Consider the following 25,240-nt stretch of genomic DNA (forward strand, 5'->3'; position numbering starts at 1 on the left):
CAATCGTCTGCGGCACCATCGTGGCTGGTCGCGCCCGCGCGGCGGAGCCGCATATGTCACAGCCCCGCCCCTTCAGGGCGTGGTCGCTGCCGAACCGCAGCGGACTTCGCCCGACCTGCTGAGGCCCCGACAAGGGACACGATGAAGGGCCCACCGCGATGCAGTACGCGGTGGGCCCTTCTTCTGCGTAGGTGACGTCGTGAACGTGCTCACTCGCCGATGAGCGCGTCCACGAACGCCTCGGGCTCGAAGGGGGCCAGGTCGTCCGCGCCCTCGCCGAGGCCCACGAGCTTGACCGGCACGCCCAGCTCCCGCTGGACCGCGACGACGATGCCGCCCTTCGCCGTGCCGTCGAGCTTGGTGAGCACGATGCCGGTGATGTCGACGACCTCGGCGAAGACACGCGCCTGGACCAGGCCGTTCTGGCCGGTGGTGGCGTCCAGGACGAGCAGGACCTCGTCCAGCGGTGCGTGCTTCTCGACGACGCGCTTGACCTTGCCGAGCTCGTCCATCAGACCTGTCTTGGTGTGCAGCCGGCCCGCGGTGTCGATCAGCACGACATCGGCGCCCTCCGCGATGCCTTCCTTCACGGCGTCGTAGGCGACGGACGCGGGGTCGCCGGCCTCAGGACCACGCACGGTACGGGCGCCCACGCGCTCGCCCCACGTCTGCAGCTGGTCGGCGGCGGCCGCGCGGAAGGTGTCCGCGGCGCCGAGCACGACGGACTTGCGGTCGGCGACGAGCACGCGCGCGAGCTTGCCGGTGGTCGTGGTCTTACCGGTGCCGTTGACGCCGACGACCATCACGATGCCGGGCGTGTCCAGGGCGGACTCGGTGTTGACCGTGCGGTCGAAGTCGGTGCCGACGAGCTTCAGGAGCTCCTCGCGCAGCAGGCCGCGCAGCTCCTCGGGCGTACGCGTGCCGAGCACCTTGACGCGCTCGCGCAGCCGCTCGACGAGCTCCTGGGTGGGGGCGACGCCCACATCGGCGGTGAGGAGAATGTCCTCGATCTCCTCCCAGGTGTCCTCGTCCAGGTGCTCGCGCGAGAGCAGCGTGAGCAGTCCCTTGCCGAGCGCGTTCTGCGAGCGGGAGAGCCGGGCACGCAGGCGCACCAGCCGTCCCGCGGTCGGCTCGGGGATCTCGATCTCGGGGGCGGCCGGGGCTGGGGGCTCCTCGACCACGACAGGGGCGGACGCCCCCGGCTCGACGAGCGGGAGGTCGACCTCCTCGATCGTGCGGCGGGGTTCGTCGCGCGGCGTCTCGGCCTCTTCGCCGACGTGCGGCTCGGCCGGAGGGGCGGTGATCTCGGGCGCGGTGGGCGGCGGGGGCAGCTGCTTCCTTCTGCGGCTGCCGACCACGAGCCCGCCGAGCGCGCCGATCACGACAACGGCGATGACTACAGCAAGGATGACGATGTCCATAACGCGTCCAGTATCAGCCATGGGTGCCCGGGGCAGGCCGGTTGGACATTCCTCCAAGGATCTAAGCCGCTTGATGGTGCAACTCGGACTAACGTACGATGACGCCTTCCCCCACCCGGCTCTCCTGCCGAGCCGAGCGAGAGGTACGACACCCCCTTCATGAGCACCACCGCCCCCTCCGACGGCGCACTCGAAACCCGCGGCATCGACCCCGTCCCCCACTCCGAGCGGCACGCCAGGACCCGTGAGCTGTTCCCCACCTGGGTGGCAGCCAACATCAGCGTCCTGCTGCTGACCATGGGCGCCGGACTGGTCGTCACAGGCGGCCTCAACTTCTGGCAGATCCTCGTGGTCGCCGCGGTCTCGCCGGTCCTCGGCTACGGACTGGTCGGCCTGATATCCGTCGCGGGCACACGCGGCGGATCCCCGGGCATGACCCTGTCGCGCGCCGTCTTCGGCCAGCGCGGCAACTTCTTCCCCGGCGCCCTGATCTGGGTCGCCCGCTGGGGCTGGGAGACGATCAACGCCGTGACCGGCGCGTATGCGATCCTCACCGTCCTCGACATCTGCTTCGGCATCGAGAGCAGCGCGGCGCTGACCGTCGTCACGCTGGTCGCGTTCGTCGCCGGTACGTTCCTGATCAGCGGCCTGGGCCGGAGGGTGCTGCACGTCTGCAGCACCTGGTCGACCTATCTCTTCGGCGCGTTCAGCGTCCTGGTGCTGGTGTATCTGGTCGCGAACACCGACTGGTCCCAGGTCTTCGGCAAGCCCGCCGGATCCACGGCGATGATGGTCGCGGGTATCGGCACGATCGCCGCCGGCGGTCTCAGCTGGGCGCCGTCCGCCCCGGACTTCACGCGCTATCTGCCGCGCACCGCGTCCGGCAAGGCGCTGGTCGGGCACGCGGTCGGCGGCGCGGGCATCGTCGTGCTGCCGCTCGTGCTGATGGGTGCGGTCATGGCGGTCAGCGTCCCCGGCCTGTCGTCCGCGTCGGACCCGGTGTCGTTCCTGGGCGAGCTGCTGCCGACCTGGATCGCGGTCCCGTATCTGCTGATGGCCCTGATCGGCATGCTGCTGATCAACTCGATGTCGATGTACTCGGCGGGCTTCACCGCGCAGACGCTCGGGGTCAGGGTGCCGCGCGCGTGGGCGGTCAGCGTCAACGCGGTGATCAGCCTGGTCCTCGGCTATCTGCTGATGAACGTGGCGACGAGCTTCATGGGGTCGTTCATCTCCTTCCTGACACTGCTCGCGGTGGCGTTCTCCGCGTGGATCGGCGTCTTCGGCGTCGACATGCTGCGCAGGCGGACGTACGACGGTGAGGCGCTCATGGACACCGGGCGCACCAGCGCCTACTGGTACCGGGGCGGTTTCGCCTGGCAGGCGATGACCGGCTGGGCCGTCGCGCTCATGGTGGGCCTGCTCTTCACGAAGGTCGACTGGTTCAGCGGTCCGCTGGCCACGTCGTGGATCGGCCGCAACGGCCTGGGCTGGCTGGCCACCATCGTCGTCGCGGCTGCGCTGTACGCGGTGCTGCCGAAGGCGCCCGTCGTGGAGGTCCCGTCGGAGCGGGCGACCGACGAGGCCGAGCTCGTCGGCGTCTGACCGCCTCCACCTACCCGCCTCCACCTACCCCTGTTCATCTGACGCACCGTCAGCTAACGTCCCCTCGCCCGCCCATGGTGAAGGGGGACGTCGTCATGCCCGTCACGGTCGTACGTTTCAATCTGGTCGATCCCGCCGCCACGCCCGCGTCGCTGAGCGCCCGCTACCGCGCCGCGCTGGAGATGGCCGCGTACGCCGACGAGCGCGGTGTCACGACGGTGCAGACCGAGGAGCACCACGGCGTGCCGAACAACTGGCTGCCGTCGCCCTTCGCCTTCGCGGGCGCGGTGTTCGGCGCGACACGGCACATCGCCGTCACGGTGTCGGCGGTCATCGGCCCGCTGCACGATCCGCTGCGGCTCGCGGAGGACATCGCCGTACTGGACCTGCTCAGCGGCGGGCGGCTGGTGACCGTGGTGGGGATCGGCTACCGGCCCGAGGAGTACGCGGCCTTCGACGTCGAGTGGAAGCGGCGGGGGCGGCTGCAGGACGAGCTGCTGGAGACGCTGCTCAAGGCGTGGACGGGCGAACCGTTCGAGTTCCGCGGCCGCACGGTCCGGGTCACCCCGCGCCCGTACAACCAGCCCCATCCGCTGCTGCTGGTCGGCGGCTCCTCGCAGGCCGCCGCGCGCAGGGCCGCCCGCCTCGGGCTGCCGTTCTTCCCCAGCGCGCATCTGCCGGAGCTCGAGGCGTACTACCAGGAGCGGTGCGCCGAGTACGGCACCGAGGGGTTCTGCATGATGCCCGCCGCCGAGACGCCGTTGCTGCATATCGCCGAGGATCCGGACCGGGTGTGGGCCGAGTACGGCGAGCATTTCCTGCATGAGGCGCGCACCTACGCGTCCTGGCAGTCGTCGGACATCAAGTCGGCCGTGCGGTCGGCGGCGACGACGGTGGAGGAGCTGCGCGCCGAGGGCGTCTACCGCGTCGTCACCCCGGACGAGTGCGTGCAGCTGGGCGCGGACAACCACGTGCTGCATCCGCTCTGCGGCGGCATGCCGGTTGACGAGGGCTGGCGCAGCCTGCGTCTGTTCGCCGAGCAGGTGCTTCCGCGCCTGAAGGACTGAGAGTCCGGGGAATGCGGCGCCGCCCCGGTCCGGGCAGAGGCCGGGCCGGGGCGACGCAGGAGTCGAGGAGAGGGGCAGCGGGGACTTAGCCCATCTCCTCCAACGCCTTGCCCTTGGTCTCCTTCACGAACTTGAGCACGAAGGGGATCGAGAGCGCAGCGAAGACCGTGTAGATGATGTACGTCGCGGAGAGGTTCCAGTCGGCCAGGGACGGGAAGGTCGCGGTGATCACCCAGTTGGCGATCCACTGGGCGGAGGCGGCCACGCCGAGCGCCGCGGCACGGATCCGGTTCGGGAACATCTCGCCGAGCAGGACCCAGACGACCACACCCCAGGAGAGGGCGAAGAAGAGGACGAACATGTGGGCCGCGACCAGGGCGACCCAGCCCTGGGTGCTCGGCAGCTTGCCGTCCACCAGGTCGTAACTGAAGGCCCAGGCCTCCAGCGCGAGGCCGACGACCATACCGACGGAACCGATGATCGCGAGCGGCTTCCGGCCGATCCTGTCGACGAAGATCATGGCGATCACGGTGCCGACGATGTTGATGATCGACGTGGTGAACGAGTACAGGAACGAGTCCGCCGGGTTGACACCGACCGACTGCCACAGCGTCGCCGAGTAGTAGAACGCCACGTTGATGCCGACGAACTGCTGGAAGACCGAGAGTCCGATACCGATCCAGACGATCGGCTTGAAGAAGAAGGTCCCGCCGAGCAGGTCCTTGAAGCTCGGCTTCACCTCGCGGTGCATGGCGAGCCTGATCTCCTCCACGCGGGCGTCGAGATCGACGTTCTTGCCCTCGACCTCCTCGAGCACCTTGCGAGCGCGCACGTCGTGCCCCGCCTCGATCAGATAGCGCGGCGACTCGGGGATCGCGAAGGAGAGCAGACCGTAGAGGATGGCCGGGATGACCATGACGCCCAGCATGACCTGCCAGGCCTCCAGGCCCATCAGCTGACCGCGCTGGTTGCCGCCCGCGGCGTTCAGGATGGCGTAGTTGACCAACTGCGAGACGGCGATGCCGATGACGATCGCGGCCTGCTGGAAGGAGCCGAGCCGTCCGCGGTACGCGGCCGGTGCGACCTCGGCGATGTAGGCGGGGCCGATGACGGACGCCATACCGATGGCGAAGCCGCCCACGATCCGCCAGAAGGCCAGGTCCCACAGGGCGAAGGGCAGGGCGGACCCGATGGCGCTGATGGTGAAGAGAATCGACGCGATCTGCATGCAGCGAATGCGGCCGATGCGGTCGGCGATCCGTCCCGCCGTGGCAGCACCGATGGCGCAGCCGATCAGCGCGATCGCGATCACTTGGGCGAGGGTCGCGGAGCCGATGTCGTAGCGATCCCGGATAGCCTCGACGGCGCCGTTGATCACGGCACTGTCGTAACCGAAGAGGAAGCCGCCCATCGCGGCCGCTGCCGCGATGAAGACGACATGTGCAAGATGCTCAGGATGAGCTTCCCTGGCTCCGGATGCCGGTGCCTTCTCTGCGCTGGTCACGTAAGTACTCCTCGGGCCACCGGCAGCATCGCCGGGGTGGGGCAGGCCCTTCCAGTGGGGCACAACTTTGCGCGGCCCACCACCTGAAGGTAAAAGCAACGTTGCAGAGCGTATGCCTTCAAGATTTGAAGTCAACCGGGGAGGTGCTGTGACCAAGAACACGCCAACAAAGGAGGACATCTTCAAGAATTGAAGGAATCTGAGCCGAGCACTCGGGCCGACCCAAGACATCGCAGGTCAGGCGGTGCCATCGGCGGTCAGCGAAGCCGCTGACTGATCACCTTCGAGACGCCGTCGCCCTGCATCGACACGCCGTACAGCGCGTCCGCGACCTCCATCGTCCGCTTCTGGTGCGTGATCACGATCAGCTGCGAACTCTCCTGCAGCTCCTGCATGATCCGGATCAGCCGCTGCAGGTTCGTGTCGTCGAGGGCGGCTTCGACCTCGTCCATCACGTAGAACGGGCTCGGCCGCGCCTTGAAGATCGACACCAGCAGGGCCACCGCCGTCAGCGAGCGCTCACCGCCGGAGAGCAGCGACAGCCGCTTGACCTTCTTCCCCGGAGGCCGTGCCTCCACATCGACGCCCGTGGTGAGCATGTTGTCGGGATCGGTCAGGATCAACCGGCCTTCGCCACCGGGGAAGAGCCGCGAGAACACTCCCTCGAACTCCCGGGCCGTGTCCCGGTACGCCTCGGTGAAGACCTGCTCGACGCGCTCGTCGACCTCCTTCACCACTTGCAGTAGATCGGCACGCGTCTTCTTCAGGTCCTCGAGCTGCTCGGAGAGGAACTTGTGGCGTTCCTCCAGCGCGGCGAACTCCTCGAGGGCCAGCGGGTTGACCTTTCCCAACTGCTGGTACGCCCGTTCGGCTGACTTGAGCCGCTTCTCCTGCTCGGCGCGGACGAACGGCCGGGGCTGGTTGCGCGGATGCTCGGGGTCGTCGGGCAGTTCCTCGCCCTCGGCGGGGGGCGAGGGCGGCACGAGCTGGTCAGGGCCGTACTCGGCGACAAGACCGGCCGGTTCCACACCGAGCTCCTCCAGTGCCTTGGCCTCCAGCTGCTCGATCCGCAGCCGCTTCTCGGCCCCGAGTACCTCCCCTCGGTGCACCGAATCCGTCAACTTGTCGAGTTCCGCCTTGAGATCACGGCCCGTGTTGCGCGCAGCGGTCAGCTCCTGCTCCCGGTCGGCCTTGGCACGCTCGGCAGCGGCGCGCTCCTCCTCGGCGCGCGCGAGGGACACCTCGACATGGGCGAGGAGCTGGCGCGCGCCGGAGCCCACGGCCTCGGCCACGGCGGCCTCGTGGCGCAGCCGTGCCCGACGCTGTTCGGCACGCGCGCGTGCCTCTCGTTCCGCGCGGGCGGCACGGTCGAGGGAATCGGCCCGTCCGGCAAGCCCCTTGACCCGCTCCTCGTGCGTACGGACCTGGAGGCGGGCCTCCATCTCGGTCTGCCGGGCGTTGGCCCCGTCCGCCGCGAGCCGGTCGCGTACGGAGGTGTCGGGCTCCTCCTCGACCGGCATCTCCTCGGCGACGGCCAGCCGTTCGGCGAGTTCCTCGACCTCCGCGACGGCCTTCTCCAAGGCCTCCTGGGCCCTGGCGGCAGCGGCGGCGCTCCGCTCGGCCTCGCCGGCGGCCCCGCGCGCCTGCCCGGCGAGCCTGCCGAGCTGCTGCGCGACGGACGACTTCTCGCGGTCTGCGGCCCGCCGCCGCTCCCCGAGCTCCTCGACGAGGGCGGCGCACTCCGTACGCCGTTCGGTGGCCCGACGCTGCTCGTCGGCCAGCTCCTCGCAGCGCACGGCGAGCTCTTCCAGCTCGGCCGCGGCCTCGTCGACCTGTGCCTGCACCTCCAGCAGGCTGGGCGCCCCTGCGGAACCGCCGTGCGCGAAGTGCGCACCGAGCACGTCCCCTTCGGCGGTGACGGCGACCAGCTCCGGGTGGGCGTAGACGAGGTCCTCGGCGTCGTCCAGGGTGCCGACGACGACCATGTCCCGCACGAGCCGCCGCACGGCGGGCAGCAGGTCACCAGGGCCGCGGATCAGGTCGGCGACGAGGGGCGCACCGTCGGGCCCCGCGGACCCGGGTGCTCCGGCACTAGGCGATGCGGCATCCGCCGCACCAGACGCCCAGCCCTCCACGGCCCGCCCGGCACCCGCCGGAGCCCCGCCACGCGTACGTGCGGCGGCAGAGACCACCGGTTCCGGCGCCCCGCCCAACAGCATGGCCGCACGGCCCGCGTCCTGCTTGCGCAGCAGGCGGATCGCTTCTGCTGCTGTCGACGGATTGGCGACGGCCACCGCGTCCGCGGCCGCACCGAGCGCGGCCGCCACCGCCACCTCGTACCCAGGGGCCACCGACAGGAGTTCCGCTGCAGGACCGAGCAGTCCTGTCAGGCGGTCCTTCGCCCCCAGCAGCGCCCCCGTACCGTCCTTGCGCCGCAGCCCCAGCGCCAGCGCCTCATGCCGGGCGGCAAGGGCGGCACGCTTGCGTTCGGCGGTGGTGGCTGCCTCCCGGGCCGCGGTGAGCGCGGCCTCGGCGTCCGCGAGCGCCCGCCGGGCGGCCTCGTGCTGCTCGGCGAGGGCCGCGTCGCCCTCGTCCAGCCCGTCGACCTCGGCCTTGAGCTGCTCGTACTCCTCCTGGGCTGCGACGGCGCGCTCCTGGGCCCCATCGCGGGCCGCGGCCAGCCTGTCGATCTCCGCCTGGGCCGCTGCGGCGCGCGAACGGGCCGCGTTGACCTGGCCGTTCAGCCGGGCGAGCCCTTCACGCCGGTCGGCGATGGACCGCGCGACGTCCTTGAGGCGGCGCTCCTCGACGGCCAACTCGCGCTCGAGCTCCGCGCGGTGGGCGACCGTGTCCTCGAGCGCCCGCTCGGCCGCCTCCAGCGCGGCCTCGAGCTCCGCCTCCTGCTCGCGGATCCGGGCGGCCTCGCGCTCCATGTCCTCGGGGTCCCGGCCGCGGCGCTCCTCGGCGGGCACGGAGGTGGCGCTCTTGACCCGGGCGTCGGCCAGCGAGATCGTGCCGCGCACCCGCTCGGCCAGCTGCGACAGCTCGTACCAGGTCTGCTGGGCCCGCTGCAGACGCGGCGTCAGACGGCGTACCTCGTCCTCGAGCTGGGCCTCCCGCGCGAGCGCAGCCTTCAGCTCGGCCTCGGCGGCCTCCTTGCGCTCCTTGAGCGCCGCCTCGTCGGCGATCTCCGCCTGCAGCGCCGTGCGCAGCCGCACGAGATCGTCGGCGAGGAGACGGAGCCGGGCGTCGCGGAGGTCGGCCTGGATGACGGCGGCCCGGCGGGCGACGGCGGCCTGCCGTCCCAGGGGCTTGAGCTGGCGGCGCAGTTCGTCGGTCAGGTCCTGGACGCGGGCGAGGTTGGCCTGCATCGCGTCCAGCTTCCGCAGCGCCTTCTCCTTGCGCTTGCGGTGCTTGAGGACGCCGGCGGCCTCCTCGATGAACGCGCGGCGGCCCATCGGGTCTGCGTGCAGGACGGAGTCGAGCTGGCCCTGCCCGACGATGACGTGCATCTCGCGGCCGATGCCGGAGTCGGACAGCAGTTCCTGGATGTCGAGCAGCCGACAGGTGTCGCCGTTGATCTGGTACTCGCTGCCGCCGTTGCGGAACATGATCCGCGTGATGGTGACCTCGGCGTACTCGATGGGCAGTGCGCCGTCGGAGTTGTCGATGGTCAGGGACACCTCGGCGCGGCCGAGCGGCGGCCGCCCGGTGGTGCCGGCGAAGATGACGTCCTCCATCTTGCCGCCGCGCAGCGACTTGGCGCCCTGCTCGCCCATGACCCAGCTGAGCGCGTCCACGACATTGGACTTGCCGGAGCCGTTCGGGCCGACGACACAGGTGATGCCAGGCTCAAATCGCAGCGTGGTCGCCGAGGCGAACGATTTGAAGCCGCGCAGGGTCAGGGCCTTGAGGTGCACGCCGCTGGACTCTACCTCTCTCCCGTCTCCCGCCACCGCCCCTGCATCAGGACGCTCGGCCAGGCGCCCCGTGCGGCGACGCTACGTGCGGGAAACCCCTCGGCACATAACCCTCCGCAACCGCACCGTCTCACTCCATGAACTTGCATGAACTTGCGGTTTCATCGATGAAGGTGCAGGGCACATCAGACGTTAAGAAAGCCGTCGGGTGTGCGGGGGACATCTGTACGAACAGTACGAAGGGACGCCGAAGCGTCCCTTGAGGTTTGACAAGCGGTTGACACGGACAGCCTGACCAGCTTGTTCATCAGGTGTGGTCAGGTGAGCGCAGGCTCCGCCTGGGGTACGTCGATGCTCTCCAGGAGCTCGTCGCCGTGGTGGTGAGAAGCGGCAGCCGCAAGCGCGTCGTTCTCCGCCTGGATCCGTACGAGCTCGGACTCCAGGTCCTGGACGCGCTGCTGAAGCCGTCGCATCTCGGCGAGAAGTCGAGGGTCGGAGCCGCCGACGTAACCGAGAAGCGCCTTTGCCATGATGGATGGTCCTCCACACTGAGTGACCGACCGAAGCGGTTGGGTCGATGGGTCGTGAGGGATTCGCACCCGCGGTGCTTGACAGTCTTCAGTTCAATCGTGCCGTTCTTACATGCCAAACAGCTGAGGTGCGCGGGGCTTCCAGCGTCTCACCAAAAAGTTTGACGGTCAACACGATCACGCCCGTAACGGCGGGCAGCCCGGGGGCATGCGGCCGTAGAACATGCGGCGCTGCCTCACTGCGGGGCCCTGAGGGCGTGCAGATCATCCTTGCCTGCGGAGCCTTCCATCGCAAGCGATTCTCGGCAACCACCAGGTCGTTTCTGCCGGACGCGGGTGCCCGGAGCATGTCACGCCACCTCGGCCCGGGGTTCCGCGTCAGCGAACGGCGAAGCCGTCGTATCCGCCGCGCGGGGTGTCCCAGATCTCAGTGACCCCGTCGACTCTCCCGGGTGTGTCGCCGTTCCTCAGCCAGTCGAGGAGCTGCTCGCAGTCGGCCCGGCGGCCCTCGGCGACGACCTGGACCCGGCCGTCGCCCAGATTGAGAGCAAAACCACTCAGGCCGCCGATCTCCAGAGCCTTGGCCCGCGTGAACCAGCGGAAACCCACTCCCTGTACTCGTCCGCGTACCCATGCGGTGAGCCGGACATCTTCGTTCATGGGTGCACGCTAACCGGGCAATTGCTCAGGAGACACTTCGCCCTCTCGTGTCATGGGGTAGCGTCCCGACCCGTTGGACCTCACCCATTCGGGTGATCATGTCGACCGCGAGGACGAGGAAGGCCAGGGCATGGGACGCCACCGACGCTCCGCCGCCGGCCGCGCCGCCACGGGCCGCGCCGCAGCGGGCACGAGTCTTTACGCGGACGCATACGCCGACACCGCGACCGGCACCTCGGTCAACCGCTCCGCCAGGGGTTCGCACCGTCGCAGGAAGCGGGCCGCGGCCCCGGTCCGTACGGGGCTGCTGGGCGTGTCCGCGGCCGTCGCCGTGGGCGCTGTCGCTGTGGCCTCAGGCATCCTGCCCGGCGGCGACAACTACCGGATCGGCGGGGGCGGCTCCGACAGGGTCGAGGCCGCGGAATCCCCGTCGGAACTGGAGCCGCAGGGCGGCGAGAGCATGAGCGCCGACGCCCGCGAGACGGGCAACACGGGCCGCGGCACCGAACGTTCCGCGTCGCCGTCCGCATCCCCGTCGACGTCGTCGGCCAAGCCCTCGGCGACACCGTCCGAGAAGCCGTCGGCCAAGGAGACCGGCTCGGGCGGCACTGGTTCCGACTCCACGACCACCAGCCCGTCGCGCACCGCCGAGCCCGAGTCCAAGCAGCCGGCCTCCGGCTCCGGTGAGCAGCCCGCCGAGAGCGCTGCCGAGGCCCTGGTACTGACGCTCGTCAACAAGGAGCGGGCCGAGGCCGGCTGCAGCCCGGTGCGCGCGGACAGCGGGCTGGCCGCGCTCGCCGAGCATTTCAGCGAGGACATGGCCGAGCGCGGGTTCTTCTCGCACACCGACCCGGACGGCGACACGCCGTGGGACCGCGCCGAGGCGGCCGGCATCTCCGACCTGGGCGGCGAGAACATAGCCCGCGGCCAGGCCAACGCCCAGTCCGTGATGGACGCCTGGATGAACAGCCCCGGCCACCGCGCCAACATCCTCAACTGCGAGTACGAGACGATGGGCGTCGGCGCCGTGTTCGGGTCGGGCGGCCCGTGGTGGACCCAGGACTTCGGCTTCTGAGCTCTTCGCTAACTTTCCGATAGCGCGCCCCTGTGGCGAGCGCTGTCCGGGAGTATGGTGGCGCCATGGAACCCATCGCGCAGGCCGAGTGCGGCATGGAAGGCCGGGACCTGGCGTTCGACGTGTTCTCCAAGCTGTGCCCCTCGCGCGGCACGCTCGAGCACGTCACCGGTCGCTGGGGAGCGCTCACCCTCGGTGCGCTGCACGAGGGCAGCTTCCGCTTCAACGAGCTTCGCCGACGCGTGGACGGGGTCAGCGAGAAGATGCTCTCGCAGACGCTGCACGCGCTGGAGCGGGACGGTCTGGTGCACCGCGAGGCGCAGCCCACGAACCCGCCGCGCGTGGACTACGAGCTGACGCCCCTGGGCCGCGAGGTGGCCGAGCGCCTGATGGCTCTCATCCACTTCGTCGAGGGCCGGATGGACGAGGTGCTCCGGGCGCGCGCGTCCTACGACGCGAGGCGCGGGACGGACGCGCGGAGCGCCTAGGGAAGACGCCGCCTGGTGACGGGCAGCCGCTGGCAGCGCGGGCAGAAGTAGCTGGAGCGGTTCATCCAGGGGCGCCGGCGCATGACGGTGCCGCAGCGCCGGCACGGCTCGCCCTCCCGCCCGTACGCGTCCAGGGACCGGTCGAAGTAACCGGATTCGCCGTTCACATTGACGTACAGGCTGTCGAAGCTGGTGCCTCCGACGGCCAGTGCGGCGTTCATGACATCCCGGACATAGCCGAGGAGCTCGGCGGTACGGGGTCGGGTGAAGGTCGCGGTGGGCCGGTCGTAGTGCAGTTTCGCCCGCCACAGCGCCTCGTCCGCGTAGATGTTGCCGACGCCGCTGATCAGTGACTGGTCGAGCAGGGCACGCTTGATCGTCGTACGGCGGCGGCGAAGTGCGATGTGGAACGCGGCCTCGTCGAACTCCGGGTCCAGGGGGTCTCGCGCGATGTGCTCGATGACGTCCGGAAGGCCGTCGAGCGTGTTCTCGTGCAGCGAGAGTCCGCCGAAGGTGCGCTGGTCGACGAACCGAAGTTCGGTACCCAGGTCGTCGGCGAACCGGATCCTGATCCGCAGGTGCTTCTCGTCCGGGGCCTCGGACGGCTGGACGAGCAGCTGTCCGCTCATGCCGAGATGGGCGAGCACGGAAGTGTTCGTGTCGGCGAGCGGCAGCCACAGGTACTTGCCGCGGCGGCTCGGGGCGCCTATGACGTGACCCTTGAGGCGGTGTGTGAAGTCGTCCGGGCCGCCGATGTGGCGTCGTACGGCTCGGGGGTGGAGGACTTCGGCGTCGGCGATGGTGCGGTGGGCTGTCCAGCGGGCGAGTCCGCGCCGTACGACCTCTACTTCGGGCAACTCTGGCACGGGTCTCCTCCGGAGGGGCTTGCCGACGACGATCTGGGGCGCCGCCCCACGCCTCGGCAGGGTACCTCCGCGGGCACTGCGCCCGCCGCGGGCCCTGCCCCGTACCTGTGCCTAGGCCGTACGCAAGGGCACCCGCCGCCGTGGGTTGTGCCCACCCGTTCCACCCTGCGGAACGCCTGCCCACAACGGTCAGCGGCTCGTGCCGCCACGACAGTCAACCCGCAGGCGCCGACGGGCCGAAGGGGACGTGGCGGGATGTGCGCCCGCAGCGGCTGGCGCAAACGTACGGCGCCGTCAACGATGTACGGTTCGGCGCCAGACCGAGGACGTACATCCCGGCGCGGCCCCGACCCGCAGACAGGGGTGGGCGCCGCGGCACGGAGCCGCACCCGCGCAACGGGCACCGGGCGCCGCCGGAGGGGGCGCCGCTCTCGCGGCACCCCGTCCCTCAGGCCGTCGTCGGGGCCGACGTAACGTCGGGGGCCCCGTCAGAGCCGGCCGCTGCCGCGGCCTTCGCCCGCTCGTCCGCCGCCGCGCGAATCGCGCGCCACGCGGACTCCGCGGCCTGCTGCTCCGCTTCCTTCTTGCTGCGGCCGGTGCCGGTGCCGTACGAGACGCCTCCGACGCGGGCGGCAGCAGTGAAGGTCTTCTCGTGGTCGGGGCCGGTCTCCGTGACCAGGTACTCGGGTACGCCGAGGCCTTCGGTCGCGGTGAGCTCCTGGAGACTGGTCTTCCAGTCCAGGCCGGCTCCGAGGTTCGAGGACTTCTCGATCAGCGGGTCGAAGAGGCGGTGCACCAGCTCCGCCGCCACGTCGAGGCCCTGGTCGAGATAGACCGCGCCGATCACCGCTTCGAGCGTGTCGGCGAGGATCGATGCCTTGTCCCGGCCGCCCGTGCCCTCCTCGCCCCGGCCGAGCCGGATGAAGGCACCGAGGTCGAGCCCGCGGCCCACCTCCGCCAGCGCACGCGAGTTGACCACCGCGGCCCGCAGCTTGGCCAGCTGGCCTTCGGGCAGGTCGGGGTGGGTGCGGTACAGCGTGTCCGTGACGACGAGTCCGAGCACCGAGTCCCCGAGGAACTCGAGCCGCTCGTTCGTCGGCAGGCCGCCGTTCTCGTATGCGTACGAACGGTGGGTCAGCGCACGCACCAGAAGGGCGGACTCGAGCTTGTACCCGAGCCGCCCTTCCAGAAGCGTGTGGGACGAGGCCGTGTTGTCCGCCGGGACACCCCCGCCGGTGCGGGGACCGTTCTTCCTGGCGTCATCCGCCTTCTTGGGGATGGACACAGCGCCTCTCACCAGCCGCTCAGACCTCGAGGACCTGGCGCTTGTTGTAGGTGCCGCAAGCGGGGCACGCGATGTGCTGCTGCTTGGGCTCGTGGCAGCGCTCGCACGCAACCAGGGTGGGGACCGCAGCCTTCCACTGCGACCGGCGGTGGCGCGTGTTGCTGCGCGACATCTTCCGCTTCGGAACAGCCACGGCTACTTCTCCTGCTTCTCGTCGACGCCCGCTTCGGCGCCGCTCATCTCGTCCTTCTCGCCGTCCTGAATGGTCTCGGCGAGTCCCTGCAGTGCCGCCCAACGGATGTCGACGGCGTCGTGGTGGTGGTCCGGGTCGTCCGCCAGCCGCGCTCCGCACTGGGAGCACAGGCCCGGGCAGTCTTCCTGGCACACCGGCTGCATCGGCAGTGTGAGCACCACCGCATCGCGCAGCACAGGCTCGAGGTCGAACAGGCCGTCCTCGAGAAAGAGCCTGTCCTCGTCGTCCTCGGCGTCGTCGCCCGGTTCCGCGATCACACGGCCCCGGTCGTCGGCGTCAGGGTACGAGAACATCTCCTGGAAGTCCGCTTCGAGCTCCAGCTCGAGCGGCTCCAGACACCTTACGCACTCCCCCTCGGCGCGCGCACGGGCGGTCCCTGTGACGAGCACCCCTTCCATGACCGACTCCAGCCGGAGTTCGAGCTCCACCGGAGCGCCTTCCGGCACTCCAATGACTTCCTGGAGACCGAAGTCCTTGGGGGCGTCGACGGTGCGGGTCAGGCGCTGGAGCGCACCAGGACGCCGACCCAGCTCGTGCGTGTCGAACACGAGGGGGTTGCGGTGGTCGAGGCGGGCGTTCAGAGCCGTTCCTGCTTTCGATCGTCGAAGGTCGGGGGAGAGCCGCTCCGTCGCGGCCTCACCGGAATGAGGACCGCCCCACGAGCAGCCCGGATAGCGGGCGGTCTGCGGAGTCAGCGCAGCACAAGCCCGACCGAAGAGCCAGGATACTGGACCTTTCGCTTTCGGCCCAATCCGCACTTCGCCGGCCCCCGCGGCTCGGGAACGGCGTGGGCTCAGCGCCCCTGCTCGTACTGGCGCAGCTGCTCCGCGCTGATCATGCTCGTGTCGAAGAGGCTGGTCTCGTCCAGTGCGGCGGGCCCGCCCTGCGACCGGCCGTAGCCGTATCCCTGCTCGTCGCCCTGTCCCGGGTCATACGCCTGCTGCGGCTGCTGCCCGCTCTGGTCGTAGCCCTGCTGGTAGCCGTACGGGTCCTGCTGCCCGTAGGGCTGCTGGTACGCGTATGTGTCCGCCTGCTGCTGGTAGCCGTAGGACTCCTGCTGGTACGCGTACGCCTCCTGCTGCCCGTAGGGCTGCTGGGCCGGGATGTGGGCGTCGGCCGTCGCCGCGGCCGCCGCCGGGGCGGACGGGAACGGCTCCGGCTCGGCCGGGTCTGCCAGCTGTGCGAGGTCCGCCAGGTACTCGGCGTCGCTGGTGTGCTGGCGTGCCATGCCGTCGGGGCCGAGGGCGCCCAGCTCGTCGGTGGCGATCCGGCCGTGAAGCTTCTGCCGGCCGCGGCCGACCGCCTCCAGTGTCTTGGCGAGCACCGCCTCGAAGGCGCCGAGCTTCACGTCGACGTATTCGTCGGCGGTGCGGCGCAGGGTCTCGGGGTCGTGGCTGCGCTCGGGGGCGTCCTCGTCCTCGTAGCCCTGCTCGTCGACGCCCGGCCCGGTGCCCAGCAGCTTCTCGCGGCCGCGGCCGACGGAGCCGAGGGTCTTGGTGAGGACCACCTCGAAGTTGGCGAGCTTGGAGTCGACGTAGTCGTCGGCCTCGGCGCGGATCTCCTCGGCCGCCTTGCGGGCCTCGTCGAGGATGCGGTCGGCCTCGGCCTGCGAGCGCCGGGCGATCTCCGTGTCGGAGATCAGCGAGCCGCGCTCGGCATGCGCGCTCTCGATGATCCGCTCGGCCTCCTGGCGGGCCTGCTCGACCATCTGCTCGCGGTCGCCGATGAGCTCCTGCGCCTGGGCGAGGGAGCCGGGCAGCGCCTGGCGTACTTCCTCGAGCATCGAGAGCAGCTCGGCGCGGTTGATCACGCACGAGGCCGACATGGGCATGGAGCGGGCGCTGCCGACCGCCGCGACGATCTCATCGAGCTTCTTCTGCACGTCCACCGGGCGCTCGCCACTCTCTACAGCTGTGTTGAAGACGGACAAGGTGACTGTACGGGCAGTCCCCCGCGGCCCGACACCGGGTGACGTGCCGTCAGGGATTCAGTCCTTGGGTCGGGTCCTCGGGTTGGATCCTTGGGGCGAGCCCCTGGGCCTTGGGTTCAGTCCTTGCCGAGGCGCTTCTTGAGGGCCTCCAGGACCACCGGCGGCACCAGGTGGGAGACGTCGCCGCCCCAGGTCGCGACCTCCTTGACGAGCGACGAGGAGAGGAAGCTGTAGGTGGGGTTCGTCGGGACGAACAGCGTCTCGACGCCGGTGAGGCCGTTGTTCATCTGGGCCATCTGCAGCTCGTAGTCGAAGTCGCTGACGGCCCGCAGGCCCTTGACGATGGCCGGGATGTCGCGCTGCTTGCAGAAGTCGACGAGGAGGCCGTGGAAGGACTCGACCTGGACGTTGCCGTACTCGGCGGTGACCTCGCGGATCAGCTCGATCCGCTCGTCGATGGTGAACAGGCCTTTCTTGGACTGGTTGATCATCACCGCGACGTGCACCACGTCATAGAGCTTGGAGGCTCGGGCGATGATGTCGAGGTGTCCGTTGGTGATGGGGTCGAACGACCCCGGACAAACGGCGCGGCGCAACTGAAGTCCCTCGCTCTCCGGTCCGGTCATGGTGCGTCTTCGCACGTAGAGGCGGCGCGACCGTACCAAAACGTGCCCTCGCCGTAACGACGGGCCCTGATCGCTTCGAAACCCTCCGGCCACCTGAATTCGCCGCCCCTGGTGCTGCGCTCCACGGTGACGACGGCGTCGTCGGCGAGCCAGCCCCCGGTGCGGAGTGTGAGCAGAATCTCCCGAAGATCGTCGTCCGAGACGGCGTACGGGGGGTCGAGGAAGACCAGGTCGTACGGGTCGGCCGGGGCGGGTCCCGCGATGATGTGGGCTGCCTTTCCGGTATGCACCTCTGCTCCCGGAAGTCCCAGAGTGCGCACGTTCTCGCGGACCGTGCGGGCGGCTCGGCCGTCGGCCTCGACGAGGAGGGCGTGGGCGGCACCGCGGGACAGCGCCTCGAGCCCGACGGCTCCCGACCCGGCGTACAGATCGGCTATCCGGACGCCGTCGAGCGTGCCGAGCAGCGACTCCCAGGTGGAGAAGAGGCCCTCGCGCGCGCGGTCGGATGTGGGGCGGGTGCCGTTGCCCGGCGGTACGGCGAGGCGGCGTCCGCCGGCCCGGCCGGCGATCACGCGGGTCATCTCTGTCCTTGTCGGAGTACGTGCGCGTTGGTCACGCCTTCAGTTTCCCAGCCCCCGTGCCTCCATTCTGTCACCCCTCGCCACTGTCAGCCCTCGCCCGGTGCGGCTCTGTCAGCCCTTGTCCAGGTACTGCTCGCGCTCCTCGTCGAGCAGTGCGTCCAGGGCCATGCGCAGGCCGGGGAGGTGCTCGAGCTCCGGGTCCCGGGCGACGACGGCCGCCGCCTCCTCGCGGGCCTCGGCGATGATCTCCTCGTCATCGATGACGGTGAGCATCCGCAGAGAGGAGCGGGCGCCGGACTGGGCCTGGCCGAGGACGTCGCCCTCGCGGCGCTGCTCCAGGTCTATACGGGAGAGCTCGAAGCCGTCCACGGTCGACGCGACGGCGTTCAGCCGGGACCTGGCCGCGCTGGCCTCGGGCATGTCCGTGACCAGCAGGCACAGGCCCGGGGCGGAGCCGCGGCCGACGCGGCCGCGCAGCTGGTGCAGCTGGGAGACGCCGAAGCGGTCCGCATCCATGATGACCATGGCCGTGGCGTTCGGGACGTTCACACCGACCTCGATGACCGTCGTCGCGACCAGCACGTCCGTCTCGCCCGCGGCGAACCGGCGCATCACGGCGTCCTTGTCGTCGGGCTGCATACGGCCGTGCAGGATCTCCACCTTGAGGCCTTGCAGAGGGCCTTGGGCGAGCTGCTCGGCGACGTCCAAGACGGCGAGCGGCGGGCGCTTCTCCGCCTCGTCCTCGGGCAACTTCTTCTTTCCCTTGGCCTCCGGCTCCTCGTCGCCGATGCGCGGGCACACCACGTACGCCTGGTGGCCGTTCTCCACTTCCTCGCGCACCCGCTCCCAGGCGCGGGCCAGGAAGTGCGGCTTGTCCTGAGCCGGCACGACATGGCTGGCGATCGGCGAGCGGCCCGCGGGGAGCTGGTCGAGGACCGAGGTCTCCAGGTCGCCGAAGACCGTCATCGCGACCGTGCGCGGGATGGGCGTCGCCGTCATGACGAGGAGGTGCGGCGTCCGCCTTTCCCCCTGGGAGTGCCCCTTGCCTCGAAGGGCGTCGCGCTGCTCGACGCCGAAGCGGTGCTGCTCGTCGACCACGACCAGGCCGAGGTCGTGGAACTGCACCTTGTCCTCGATCAGGGCGTGCGTGCCGATGACGATCCCGGCCTCGCCGGTGACCAGGTCGAGGAGGGCCTGACGGCGGGACGCCGCGCCCATGGAACCGGTGAGCAGGACGACCTTGGTGGCCTGCTCCGCGCCGCCGAGCATCCCTCCCTCGGCCAGCTCGCCCATCATCTCGGTGATCGACCGGTGGTGCTGCTGGGCCAGGACCTCCGTGGGCGCGAGCATCGCGGCCTGGCCGCCCGCGTCGACGACGGCCAGCATCGCCCGCAGCGCCACCATCGTCTTCCCGGAACCCACCTCGCCCTGGAGGAGGCGGTGCATCGGGTGCTCGGTCGCCAGGTCGTCGAAGATCTCCTTGGAGACCTTCTGCTGGCCCTCGGTGAGCGTGTAGGGCAGCCGGGCGTCGAAGGCGGCGAGCAGGCCGTCCGGCTTGGGCCCCCGGGCGACGGCGGGGAGCTGTGTGTCCGCGTACCGCCGCCGGGCCAGGGCGACCTGGAGCACGAATGCCTCGTCCCACTTCAGGCGCGCGCGGGCGTCCGCGATGTCCGCCTTCGTGCCCGGCCGGTGGATCTTGAGGAGCGCTTCGGGGAGCGGGACGAGTCCGCGGCCCTCGCGCAGAGCGGGCGGGAGCGGATCGACGGCTTCGCGGGCGCTGGGCAGGACCGTGTCCACCGACTTGGCGATCTTCCAGGACTCCAGCTTCGCCGTGGCCGGGTAGATCGGGATGAGCGCTCCCGCCCACGAGTCCACGGTCTCGTCGTCATCGCCGCCGCGCAGCAGCTGGTACGCGGGGTGGGCGAGCTGCAGCCTGCGGTTGAAGACGGAGGCCTTGCCCGCGAACATCGCGCGCGTGCCGGGCTGCAGGTCCTTGTGGGGCTTGTGCACGCCCTTGCCGAAGAAGACCAGCTGCAGCTGGCCGCTGCCGTCGGTGATGACCACCTCGAGCCGCTGGCCGCTGCCGCCTCTGAACTTCATGATCCGGGCGCTCGCAACCTGCGCGACCACCGTGACGTGCTCGTCCAGCGGGAGGTCGGAGAGGCGCGTCAGCTCGCCCCGCTCGGCGTACCGCCGGGGGTAGTGGTGCAGCAGGTCGCCGACCGTGTGCAGGCCGAGGTGCTCGGCCATCACCTTCGCTGTGGCAGGGCCGATCACTTTCTTGAGGGATTCTTCGAGCACGGGCACGAGATCCATTGCACACCACGGCACTGACAATGCCGAAGACGTCCGCGGAATCGTGCTTGCCCGACGTGCGCCCGACGTGCTCGCCGGACGCTATTCCACGCCGATCAGCATCAGGGCCGACTGCCGGCCGCCGCGGTACACGACCGTGTCGACGGCCAGGTAGTGCTCGCGTACGTGCTGTTCGAGGCCGTCGGCCGTCGCGTCGGGCACGTCGTCGCCGAGGACGAGCGTGACCATCTCGCCTCCCGCGGCCAGCATCCGGTCGAGGACCGTCTCCGCGACGGCCGCGGCCTCGGAGCCGATGACGGCGACATCGCCGTCGATCAGGCCGAGCACGTCGCCGGCCTGGCAGATGCCGGCCATGGTCCACGACTGCCGTTCGGCGACGGCGACCTCGCCGTAGCGGGTCGCCCCGGCCGCCGAGGTCATGGCGACGACGTCCTCGTCGAAGCGGCGGTCCGGCTCGTGTACGGCGAGCGCGGCGATGCCCTGCACGGCGGAGCGCGTGGGGATCAGCGCGACGCGCATGCCCTCCGAGCGGGCCTGCTCCGCTGCCGCCGCCGCGGTGTGGCGCAGCTCGCCGTCGTTGGGCAGCAGCACCACCTCGCGCGCGTGGGCGCGCCGGATGGCGTCGACGAGCTCGCCGCTCGCGGGCAGCTCGCCGGGGCGCACCGGCACCGTCGTCGCCCCCGCGTCGGCGTACAGGACCCGCAGGCCCTCTCCCGGCACGACGGCCACGATGGCGCGCTGCGCCCGCTCCCGGGGCGGCTGCCCGGCGGACGCGGTGTGTGCGTCCTCCGCCCCGAAGTGCGTGATGCGGATGCGGTACGGCCGCCCCGCCTCGACGCCGGCCTCGACGGCCGCTCCCGCATCGTCGACGTGTACGTGGACGTTCCACAGGCCGTCGCCGCCCACGACGACGAGCGAGTCACCGAGGGCGTCGAGCCGGGTCCGCAGCGTGGCCACGGCCGCGTCGCCGGCTTCCAGCAGGTAGATCACCTCGAACGCCGGGCTGCCCCCGTCCACCGGACCGTCCGGGCATGCCACCGTCGCGTCCACACGCGTGCCGGCGTCCACTCGCGTGCCGGCATCGCGTCCGTGCTTCGCCGCGGCTGAGGACCCGCCGCCCACGCGCGCGTGCAGCGTGTCCGCCGACGCCGCCGGCTCGCCCGTGAAGGTCTGGACGAGTGCGCCGAGGACAGCCACCAGGCCCCGCCCCCCCGCATCCACCACACCCGCCCGCCCGAGCACCGCCAGCTGCCCGGGAGTGGCGTCGAGCGCCGCCCGCGCCCCCTTGTAGGCGGCTCGCGCCACCGTCGCGCAGTCGCCCTCGGCACCGTCGGCCGCGTCGGCCGCCGCGGAGGCCACGGTCAGCACGGTGCCCTCGACGGGGTGTGCGACGGCCTCGTACGCCGCCTCCGCCGCACGCCTCAGCGCGAGCCGCAGACCAGCGCCGTCGGCATGAGAGGACTTGGCGTGAGAGGACTCACCCTCCGCCTTCCCCGGTTTCTCCGGGTTCTCCGGGACCTGACCGTCCGCGGCACCTGCAGCCGGGCTTCCTGCGGCCAGCACCTGGGCCATACCGCGCAGCAGCTGCGCCATGATCGTGCCGGAGTTCCCGCGGGCCCCGATCAGGGCACCGTGGGCCATCGCACGCATCGCCTCGGCCGTGGAGGGCTGCTGCGGTTCGAGGCCCCTGAACACCGCCTCGACGGCCTGGGCGGCCGACTCGACCGTCAGATACAGGTTCGTGCCGGTGTCACCGTCCGCGACCGGATAGACGTTGATCGCGTCGATCTCCTCGCGGGCCCGTCCGAGGGCCTCCAGGGCCAGACCGCACCAGGCGCGCACAGCGACGGCGTCGAACCTCTGCGGCACCTGCGGCACCTGCGCCTCCTCGTCGAGCAGCTGGACTGGGACGCAGCGTAGACCCCGGACGGCCCCCCTCCGGAAGAGGGCCTGGGCGGTGGCGTCGGGCTGGGGGCCGGGCCGGGGGGGGGCGGCGCAGCCATGGTAATTTCGTTGTACCGAGGCAGCCGTTGTATGCTGCTCCGGTTGCCCGATACGAATCGGGCTATTACCCCTGGCAACGCCACTCAGATCACTGATCCCGGCATGCCGGGTTTCAACCGTAAGTGCATCTGAAGTCTTTGGAGTGACCCGTGGCTGCCAACTGCGACGTCTGCGGCAAGGGGCCGGGCTTCGGCAACAACATCTCCCACTCGCACCGCCGTACGTCCCGTCGCTGGAACCCCAACATCCAGCGCGTGCGTGCCGTGGTCGGTCGGACGCCGAAGCGGCTCAACGTCTGCACCTCGTGCATCAAGGCCGGCAAGGTCTCGCGCTGACGTAGTGCTAGCGCGGCCACCTGGCTGGTTGCTGCAGAGCCGGTTCCACCTCCGGGTGGGGCCGGCTTTTCGCATGTCGACTTCTCGTATGCCGGCGTCTCGCATGTCGGCACGGCTGCGTCCGCGGATCCGCCGCGGGCGCGCCTCTCGCATCGCGGTGGCCGCTGATCGACACCGCTTCGAGCGCCTAGCCCGTGCCGGACACGAGAGCCTGACGGCCGGAGACCGTCCGCAAGGCCGCCGCGCTGCTGCGTGAGGCGCTCGGCCCGTGGCGCGGCCCCGCGCTGATCGGCCTGGGCCGTACCGCCACCGCTGAGGGACGCGCGAAGGAGGCCCGCGACTGGTTCGAGCCGGCGTCCTGGCCCTGGAATCGCCCGGCGTCCTCGAACTCGCCGAGGACGCCGACGCGTTGGCGCTCCCGGACGGCCGAGCCCCTCCCCGATCGGTTAGCTGAGCGACCCTCTGAACCGCCATCCATGATCCACCGGCCCGATCCCCGCGCCGAGTGCGAACCCTGCGGCGATGGCCCCGGTGACGTACTCCTTGGCCGCCGCGACGGCCTCCGGTACGGGCTGCCCCTTCGCGAGCTGTGAGGCGATCGCGCTGGCGAGGGTGCAGCCGGTGCCGTGCGTGTGCCGGTTGGCGAGCCGCCGGGCGCGCAGCCAGTGCTCCTCCGAGCCGTCCGTCAGCAGATCCACCGCGTCCACCGCCTCACCGGCGAGATGGCCGCCGAGGTGACCGGCGAGATGGCCGCCGAGATGACCGCCCTTGACCAGCACCCAGCGCGGTCCGTACGCGAGGACTGCGGCCGCCGCGCGCCGCATGTCATCCTCCGATTCGACGCGCACGCCAGTGAGTTGGGCCACCTCGTCGAGGTTCGGGGTGGCGACGGTCGCGGCCGGCAGCAGCTTCGTACGGACCGAGTCGAGCGCGGATGCGGCCAGCAGCGAGTCGCCGTGCTTGGAGATGCCGACGGGGTCGACGACCACCGGGGCGTCCGTGTCCGAGACGAGTCCGGCGACGGTCTCCACGAGTTCGGCCGACGCCAGCATGCCGGTCTTGACGGCCTGGACGCCGATGTCGTCGACGACGCTGCGGTACTGGGCGCGCACGGCCTCGGCGGGCAGCTCCCAAGAGCCTTGTACGCCGAGGGAGTTCTGCGCGGTCACGGCGGTGAGCACGCTCATGCCGTGCACACCGAGGGCGAGCATCGTCTTCAGGTCGGCCTGGATGCCGGCGCCGCCGCCGGAGTCGGAACCGGCGACGGTGAGCACGCGGGGAAGCGCCCGGGGTGGTGTGTCCATGGGCCCGACGCTACCGGCCGCCCTCGATGTCCCCGAAGTGGTCCCAGCCGCCCGTGCTGGTCCAGGGCGCACCGTCCACCGTCACCTGGGGCATCGCGGAGGGATGGAGCACCTCGCCGATCACCTTCCAGCGGGCGGGCAGCTTCACGTCCGGCGGGAAGGTCGCCACGATGGCGTGGTCCTCGCCGCCGGAGAGCACCCACTGCAGCGGATCGACGCCGACGGCCTTTCCGATGTCGTTCATCTGCGAGGGGATGTCGAGCGCGCCGGAGCGGACGTCGATGCGCACCTTGCTGGCCTCGGCGATGTGCCCGAGGTCGGCGATCAGGCCGTCGCTCACGTCGGTCATCGCCGTGGCGCCGAGCCCGGCGGCCGCGGGGCCCGCGTGGTACGGCGGCTCGGGGCGGCGGTGGGCCTCGACGAACGCGCGGGGCGAGCGGAAGCCGCGGGACAGCACGGCGTACCCGGCGGCGGACCAGCCGAGCCAGCCCGTCACGGCGACCACGTCGCCGGGCTGGGCTCCGGCACGGGTCACCGGCTCGTGACCGCGCATGTCGCCGAGCGCGGTGATCGCGATGGTGATGGTGTCACCGCGTACGACATCGCCGCCCACCACGGCGGCGCCCGCGACCTGGCACTCGTCCCGCAGCCCGTCCATCAGCTCGACCGGCCAGGCGGCCGGGAGCTCGGCGGGTACGACCAGGCCGAGCAGCAGCGCGGTCGGTACGGCGCCCATGGCGGCGATGTCCGCGAGGTTCTGCGCCGCCGCCTTGCGGCCGACGTCGTACGCCGTGGACCAGTCCCGGCGGAAGTGCCGTCCCTCCAGCAGGACGTCCGTGCTCGCCACCACCCTGCGGTCCGGCGCCGCCACCACCGCGGCGTCGTCACCCGGCCCGAGCCGCACAGCGGGGGTCGAGGTGAGCCGCGAGGTGAGCTCCCTGATGAGCCCGAACTCCCCCAGCTCGCCCACGGTTCCCTTCACCGTGTCTCACCTTGCCCTTTCATCCTGAAAGCCCCGTTCACTCCGAAAGCCCGTCCACTCCGAAAGCCCCGTCCCTGCGTGCGGTCGCGTTCCGTCACCGGCCTGGGTACCGTCGACGTGTCCGCCCACCTGCGCTGTCCGTGCACCACCGGTGTGCACGCCACAGCCTCCGCGGGTCTCCCCGCAGCGAGCAGCGACGCGATACCGTGGCGTCCCTTCTCCCACATGATCCTCGTGGCCGCCCTGGAGGTTCCGTGGTACAGGCGTACATCCTGATCCAGACGGAGGTCGGCAAGGCCTCGACCGTCGCCGAGACGATCTCCAAGATTCCGGGGGTGATCCAGGCCGAGGACGTGACCGGACCGTACGACGTGATCGTGCGCGCACAGGCCGACACAGTCGACGACCTCGGTCGCATGGTGGTCGCGAAGGTCCAGCAAGTGGACGGCATCACCCGCACCCTGACCTGCCCGGTCGTGCACCTCTAG

General features: G+C 70.8%; 22 protein-coding genes. 6 read left to right on the plus strand and 16 right to left on the minus strand.

The annotated features are described in order from the left end of the window. Positions 1-209: 209 nt before the first annotated feature. The gene (ftsY, locus tag STSP_RS09235) at positions 210-1,421 is read right to left on the minus strand and encodes a signal recognition particle-docking protein FtsY (protein WP_067274543.1); all 1,212 of its coding nucleotides are present in this window, start codon (positions 1,419-1,421) and stop codon (positions 210-212) included. Between the two features lie 159 nt (positions 1,422-1,580). Between ftsY and STSP_RS09240 the strand changes: the two genes are divergently transcribed. Together STSP_RS09240 and STSP_RS09245 are read left to right on the plus strand one after the other, a co-directional pair. Further along, the gene (locus STSP_RS09240; RefSeq protein WP_067274547.1) at positions 1,581-3,026 is read left to right on the plus strand and encodes a purine-cytosine permease family protein; all 1,446 of its coding nucleotides are present in this window, start codon (positions 1,581-1,583) and stop codon (positions 3,024-3,026) included. A 95-nt stretch (positions 3,027-3,121) separates the two neighbouring features. Further along, positions 3,122-4,093, plus strand: coding sequence for an LLM class flavin-dependent oxidoreductase (locus STSP_RS09245; RefSeq protein WP_067274635.1), 972 nt, complete (start codon positions 3,122-3,124; stop codon positions 4,091-4,093). 85 nt (positions 4,094-4,178) lie between these two features. Here the strand turns inward: STSP_RS09245 and STSP_RS09250 are convergent, their stop codons facing one another. From STSP_RS09250 to STSP_RS09265, 4 genes are all read right to left on the minus strand, one after another. After that, on the minus strand, positions 4,179-5,597 hold the full coding sequence (locus STSP_RS09250) for a sugar porter family MFS transporter (protein ID WP_067274550.1): 1,419 nt from the start codon (positions 5,595-5,597) through the stop codon (positions 4,179-4,181). A 257-nt stretch (positions 5,598-5,854) separates the two neighbouring features. After that, complete coding sequence (locus STSP_RS09255; RefSeq protein WP_067274552.1) at positions 5,855-9,517, minus strand: chromosome segregation SMC family protein; 3,663 nt, start codon at positions 9,515-9,517, stop codon at positions 5,855-5,857. Positions 9,518-9,834: 317 nt separating this feature from the next. Continuing rightward, positions 9,835-10,047, minus strand: a complete 213-nt coding sequence (locus tag STSP_RS09260; RefSeq protein WP_067274555.1) for a hypothetical protein — start codon at positions 10,045-10,047, stop codon at positions 9,835-9,837. A gap of 378 nt (positions 10,048-10,425) precedes the next feature. After that, the gene (locus STSP_RS09265; RefSeq protein ID WP_067274557.1) at positions 10,426-10,707 is read right to left on the minus strand and encodes an acylphosphatase; all 282 of its coding nucleotides are present in this window, start codon (positions 10,705-10,707) and stop codon (positions 10,426-10,428) included. A gap of 73 nt (positions 10,708-10,780) precedes the next feature. On the opposite strand from STSP_RS09265, the gene STSP_RS09270 reads away from it, so the two are divergent. Together STSP_RS09270 and STSP_RS09275 are read left to right on the plus strand one after the other, a co-directional pair. Continuing rightward, positions 10,781-11,782 (plus strand): CAP domain-containing protein, encoded by a 1,002-nt coding sequence (locus tag STSP_RS09270; RefSeq protein ID WP_332835356.1) that lies wholly within the window; start codon positions 10,781-10,783, stop codon positions 11,780-11,782. 65 nt (positions 11,783-11,847) lie between these two features. Next, positions 11,848-12,270, plus strand: a complete 423-nt coding sequence (locus STSP_RS09275) for a winged helix-turn-helix transcriptional regulator (RefSeq protein ID WP_067274562.1) — start codon at positions 11,848-11,850, stop codon at positions 12,268-12,270. On the opposite strand, the gene mutM is transcribed toward STSP_RS09275, so the two are convergent. The 9 genes from mutM to STSP_RS09320 all read right to left on the minus strand — a co-directional run bounded on the left by mutM (position 12,267) and on the right by STSP_RS09320 (position 22,005). Continuing rightward, on the minus strand, positions 12,267-13,136 hold the full coding sequence (gene mutM, locus STSP_RS09280) for a bifunctional DNA-formamidopyrimidine glycosylase/DNA-(apurinic or apyrimidinic site) lyase (protein ID WP_067274564.1): 870 nt from the start codon (positions 13,134-13,136) through the stop codon (positions 12,267-12,269). The two genes, STSP_RS09275 and mutM, sit on opposite strands and share 4 nt — an antisense overlap. A 448-nt stretch (positions 13,137-13,584) precedes the next feature. Next, positions 13,585-14,433, minus strand: coding sequence for a ribonuclease III (gene rnc / locus STSP_RS09285; RefSeq protein WP_198547299.1), 849 nt, complete (start codon positions 14,431-14,433; stop codon positions 13,585-13,587). Between the two features lie 7 nt (positions 14,434-14,440). After that, positions 14,441-14,614: a 50S ribosomal protein L32 gene (gene rpmF / locus STSP_RS09290; protein WP_028802425.1), complete on the minus strand. Its 174-nt coding sequence runs from the start codon at positions 14,612-14,614 to the stop codon at positions 14,441-14,443. A gap of 2 nt (positions 14,615-14,616) precedes the next feature. Continuing rightward, positions 14,617-15,255: a YceD family protein gene (locus STSP_RS09295; protein WP_067274638.1), complete on the minus strand. Its 639-nt coding sequence runs from the start codon at positions 15,253-15,255 to the stop codon at positions 14,617-14,619. A gap of 212 nt (positions 15,256-15,467) precedes the next feature. Further along, positions 15,468-16,562: a cell division initiation protein gene (locus STSP_RS09300; protein WP_067274573.1), complete on the minus strand. Its 1,095-nt coding sequence runs from the start codon at positions 16,560-16,562 to the stop codon at positions 15,468-15,470. Between the two features lie 158 nt (positions 16,563-16,720). Further along, the gene (gene coaD / locus STSP_RS09305; protein WP_198547300.1) at positions 16,721-17,200 is read right to left on the minus strand and encodes a pantetheine-phosphate adenylyltransferase; all 480 of its coding nucleotides are present in this window, start codon (positions 17,198-17,200) and stop codon (positions 16,721-16,723) included. A 26-nt stretch (positions 17,201-17,226) separates the two neighbouring features. Then, positions 17,227-17,811, minus strand: a complete 585-nt coding sequence (gene rsmD, locus STSP_RS09310; protein WP_067274578.1) for a 16S rRNA (guanine(966)-N(2))-methyltransferase RsmD — start codon at positions 17,809-17,811, stop codon at positions 17,227-17,229. A 111-nt stretch (positions 17,812-17,922) separates the two neighbouring features. After that, entirely contained in the window at positions 17,923-20,127 is a 2,205-nt protein-coding gene (gene recG / locus STSP_RS09315; RefSeq protein ID WP_067274580.1) for an ATP-dependent DNA helicase RecG, read from the minus strand. A gap of 81 nt (positions 20,128-20,208) precedes the next feature. Then, entirely contained in the window at positions 20,209-22,005 is a 1,797-nt protein-coding gene (locus STSP_RS09320; RefSeq protein ID WP_067274582.1) for a DAK2 domain-containing protein, read from the minus strand. 275 nt (positions 22,006-22,280) lie between these two features. Between STSP_RS09320 and rpmB the strand changes: the two genes are divergently transcribed. Continuing rightward, a complete protein-coding gene (gene rpmB / locus STSP_RS09325) occupies positions 22,281-22,466 on the plus strand; it encodes a 50S ribosomal protein L28 (protein WP_003957616.1) in 186 nt (61 codons plus the stop codon). A gap of 446 nt (positions 22,467-22,912) precedes the next feature. On the opposite strand, the gene thiD is transcribed toward rpmB, so the two are convergent. Together thiD and STSP_RS09335 are read right to left on the minus strand one after the other, a co-directional pair. Continuing rightward, a complete protein-coding gene (thiD, locus tag STSP_RS09330) occupies positions 22,913-23,770 on the minus strand; it encodes a bifunctional hydroxymethylpyrimidine kinase/phosphomethylpyrimidine kinase (protein ID WP_067274585.1) in 858 nt (285 codons plus the stop codon). A 10-nt stretch (positions 23,771-23,780) separates the two neighbouring features. Next, positions 23,781-24,752: a thiamine-phosphate kinase gene (locus tag STSP_RS09335; RefSeq protein ID WP_067274588.1), complete on the minus strand. Its 972-nt coding sequence runs from the start codon at positions 24,750-24,752 to the stop codon at positions 23,781-23,783. Between the two features lie 254 nt (positions 24,753-25,006). Between STSP_RS09335 and STSP_RS09340 the strand changes: the two genes are divergently transcribed. Then, positions 25,007-25,240, plus strand: a complete 234-nt coding sequence (locus STSP_RS09340) for an Lrp/AsnC family transcriptional regulator (RefSeq protein WP_003997603.1) — start codon at positions 25,007-25,009, stop codon at positions 25,238-25,240.

It is taken from the genome of Streptomyces jeddahensis (genome assembly GCF_001642995.1).
Lineage (GTDB): Bacteria > Actinomycetota > Actinomycetes > Streptomycetales > Streptomycetaceae > Streptomyces > Streptomyces jeddahensis.

What these genes read in the sequence shown, in the direction of transcription:
- ftsY (WP_067274543.1), bottom strand. Translation starts at nt 1,421, where the DNA reads ATGGACATCGTCATCCTTGCTGTAGTCATCGCCGTTGTCGTGATCGGC.
- STSP_RS09240 (WP_067274547.1), top strand. Translation starts at nt 1,581, where the DNA reads ATGAGCACCACCGCCCCCTCCGACGGCGCACTCGAAACCCGCGGCATC.
- STSP_RS09245 (WP_067274635.1), top strand. Translation starts at nt 3,122, where the DNA reads ATGCCCGTCACGGTCGTACGTTTCAATCTGGTCGATCCCGCCGCCACG.
- STSP_RS09260 (WP_067274555.1), bottom strand. Translation starts at nt 10,047, where the DNA reads ATGGCAAAGGCGCTTCTCGGTTACGTCGGCGGCTCCGACCCTCGACTT.
- STSP_RS09265 (WP_067274557.1), bottom strand. Translation starts at nt 10,707, where the DNA reads ATGAACGAAGATGTCCGGCTCACCGCATGGGTACGCGGACGAGTACAG.
- STSP_RS09275 (WP_067274562.1), top strand. Translation starts at nt 11,848, where the DNA reads ATGGAACCCATCGCGCAGGCCGAGTGCGGCATGGAAGGCCGGGACCTG.
- rsmD (WP_067274578.1), bottom strand. Translation starts at nt 17,811, where the DNA reads ATGACCCGCGTGATCGCCGGCCGGGCCGGCGGACGCCGCCTCGCCGTA.
- recG (WP_067274580.1), bottom strand. Translation starts at nt 20,127, where the DNA reads ATGGATCTCGTGCCCGTGCTCGAAGAATCCCTCAAGAAAGTGATCGGC.
- thiD (WP_067274585.1), bottom strand. Translation starts at nt 23,770, where the DNA reads ATGGACACACCACCCCGGGCGCTTCCCCGCGTGCTCACCGTCGCCGGT.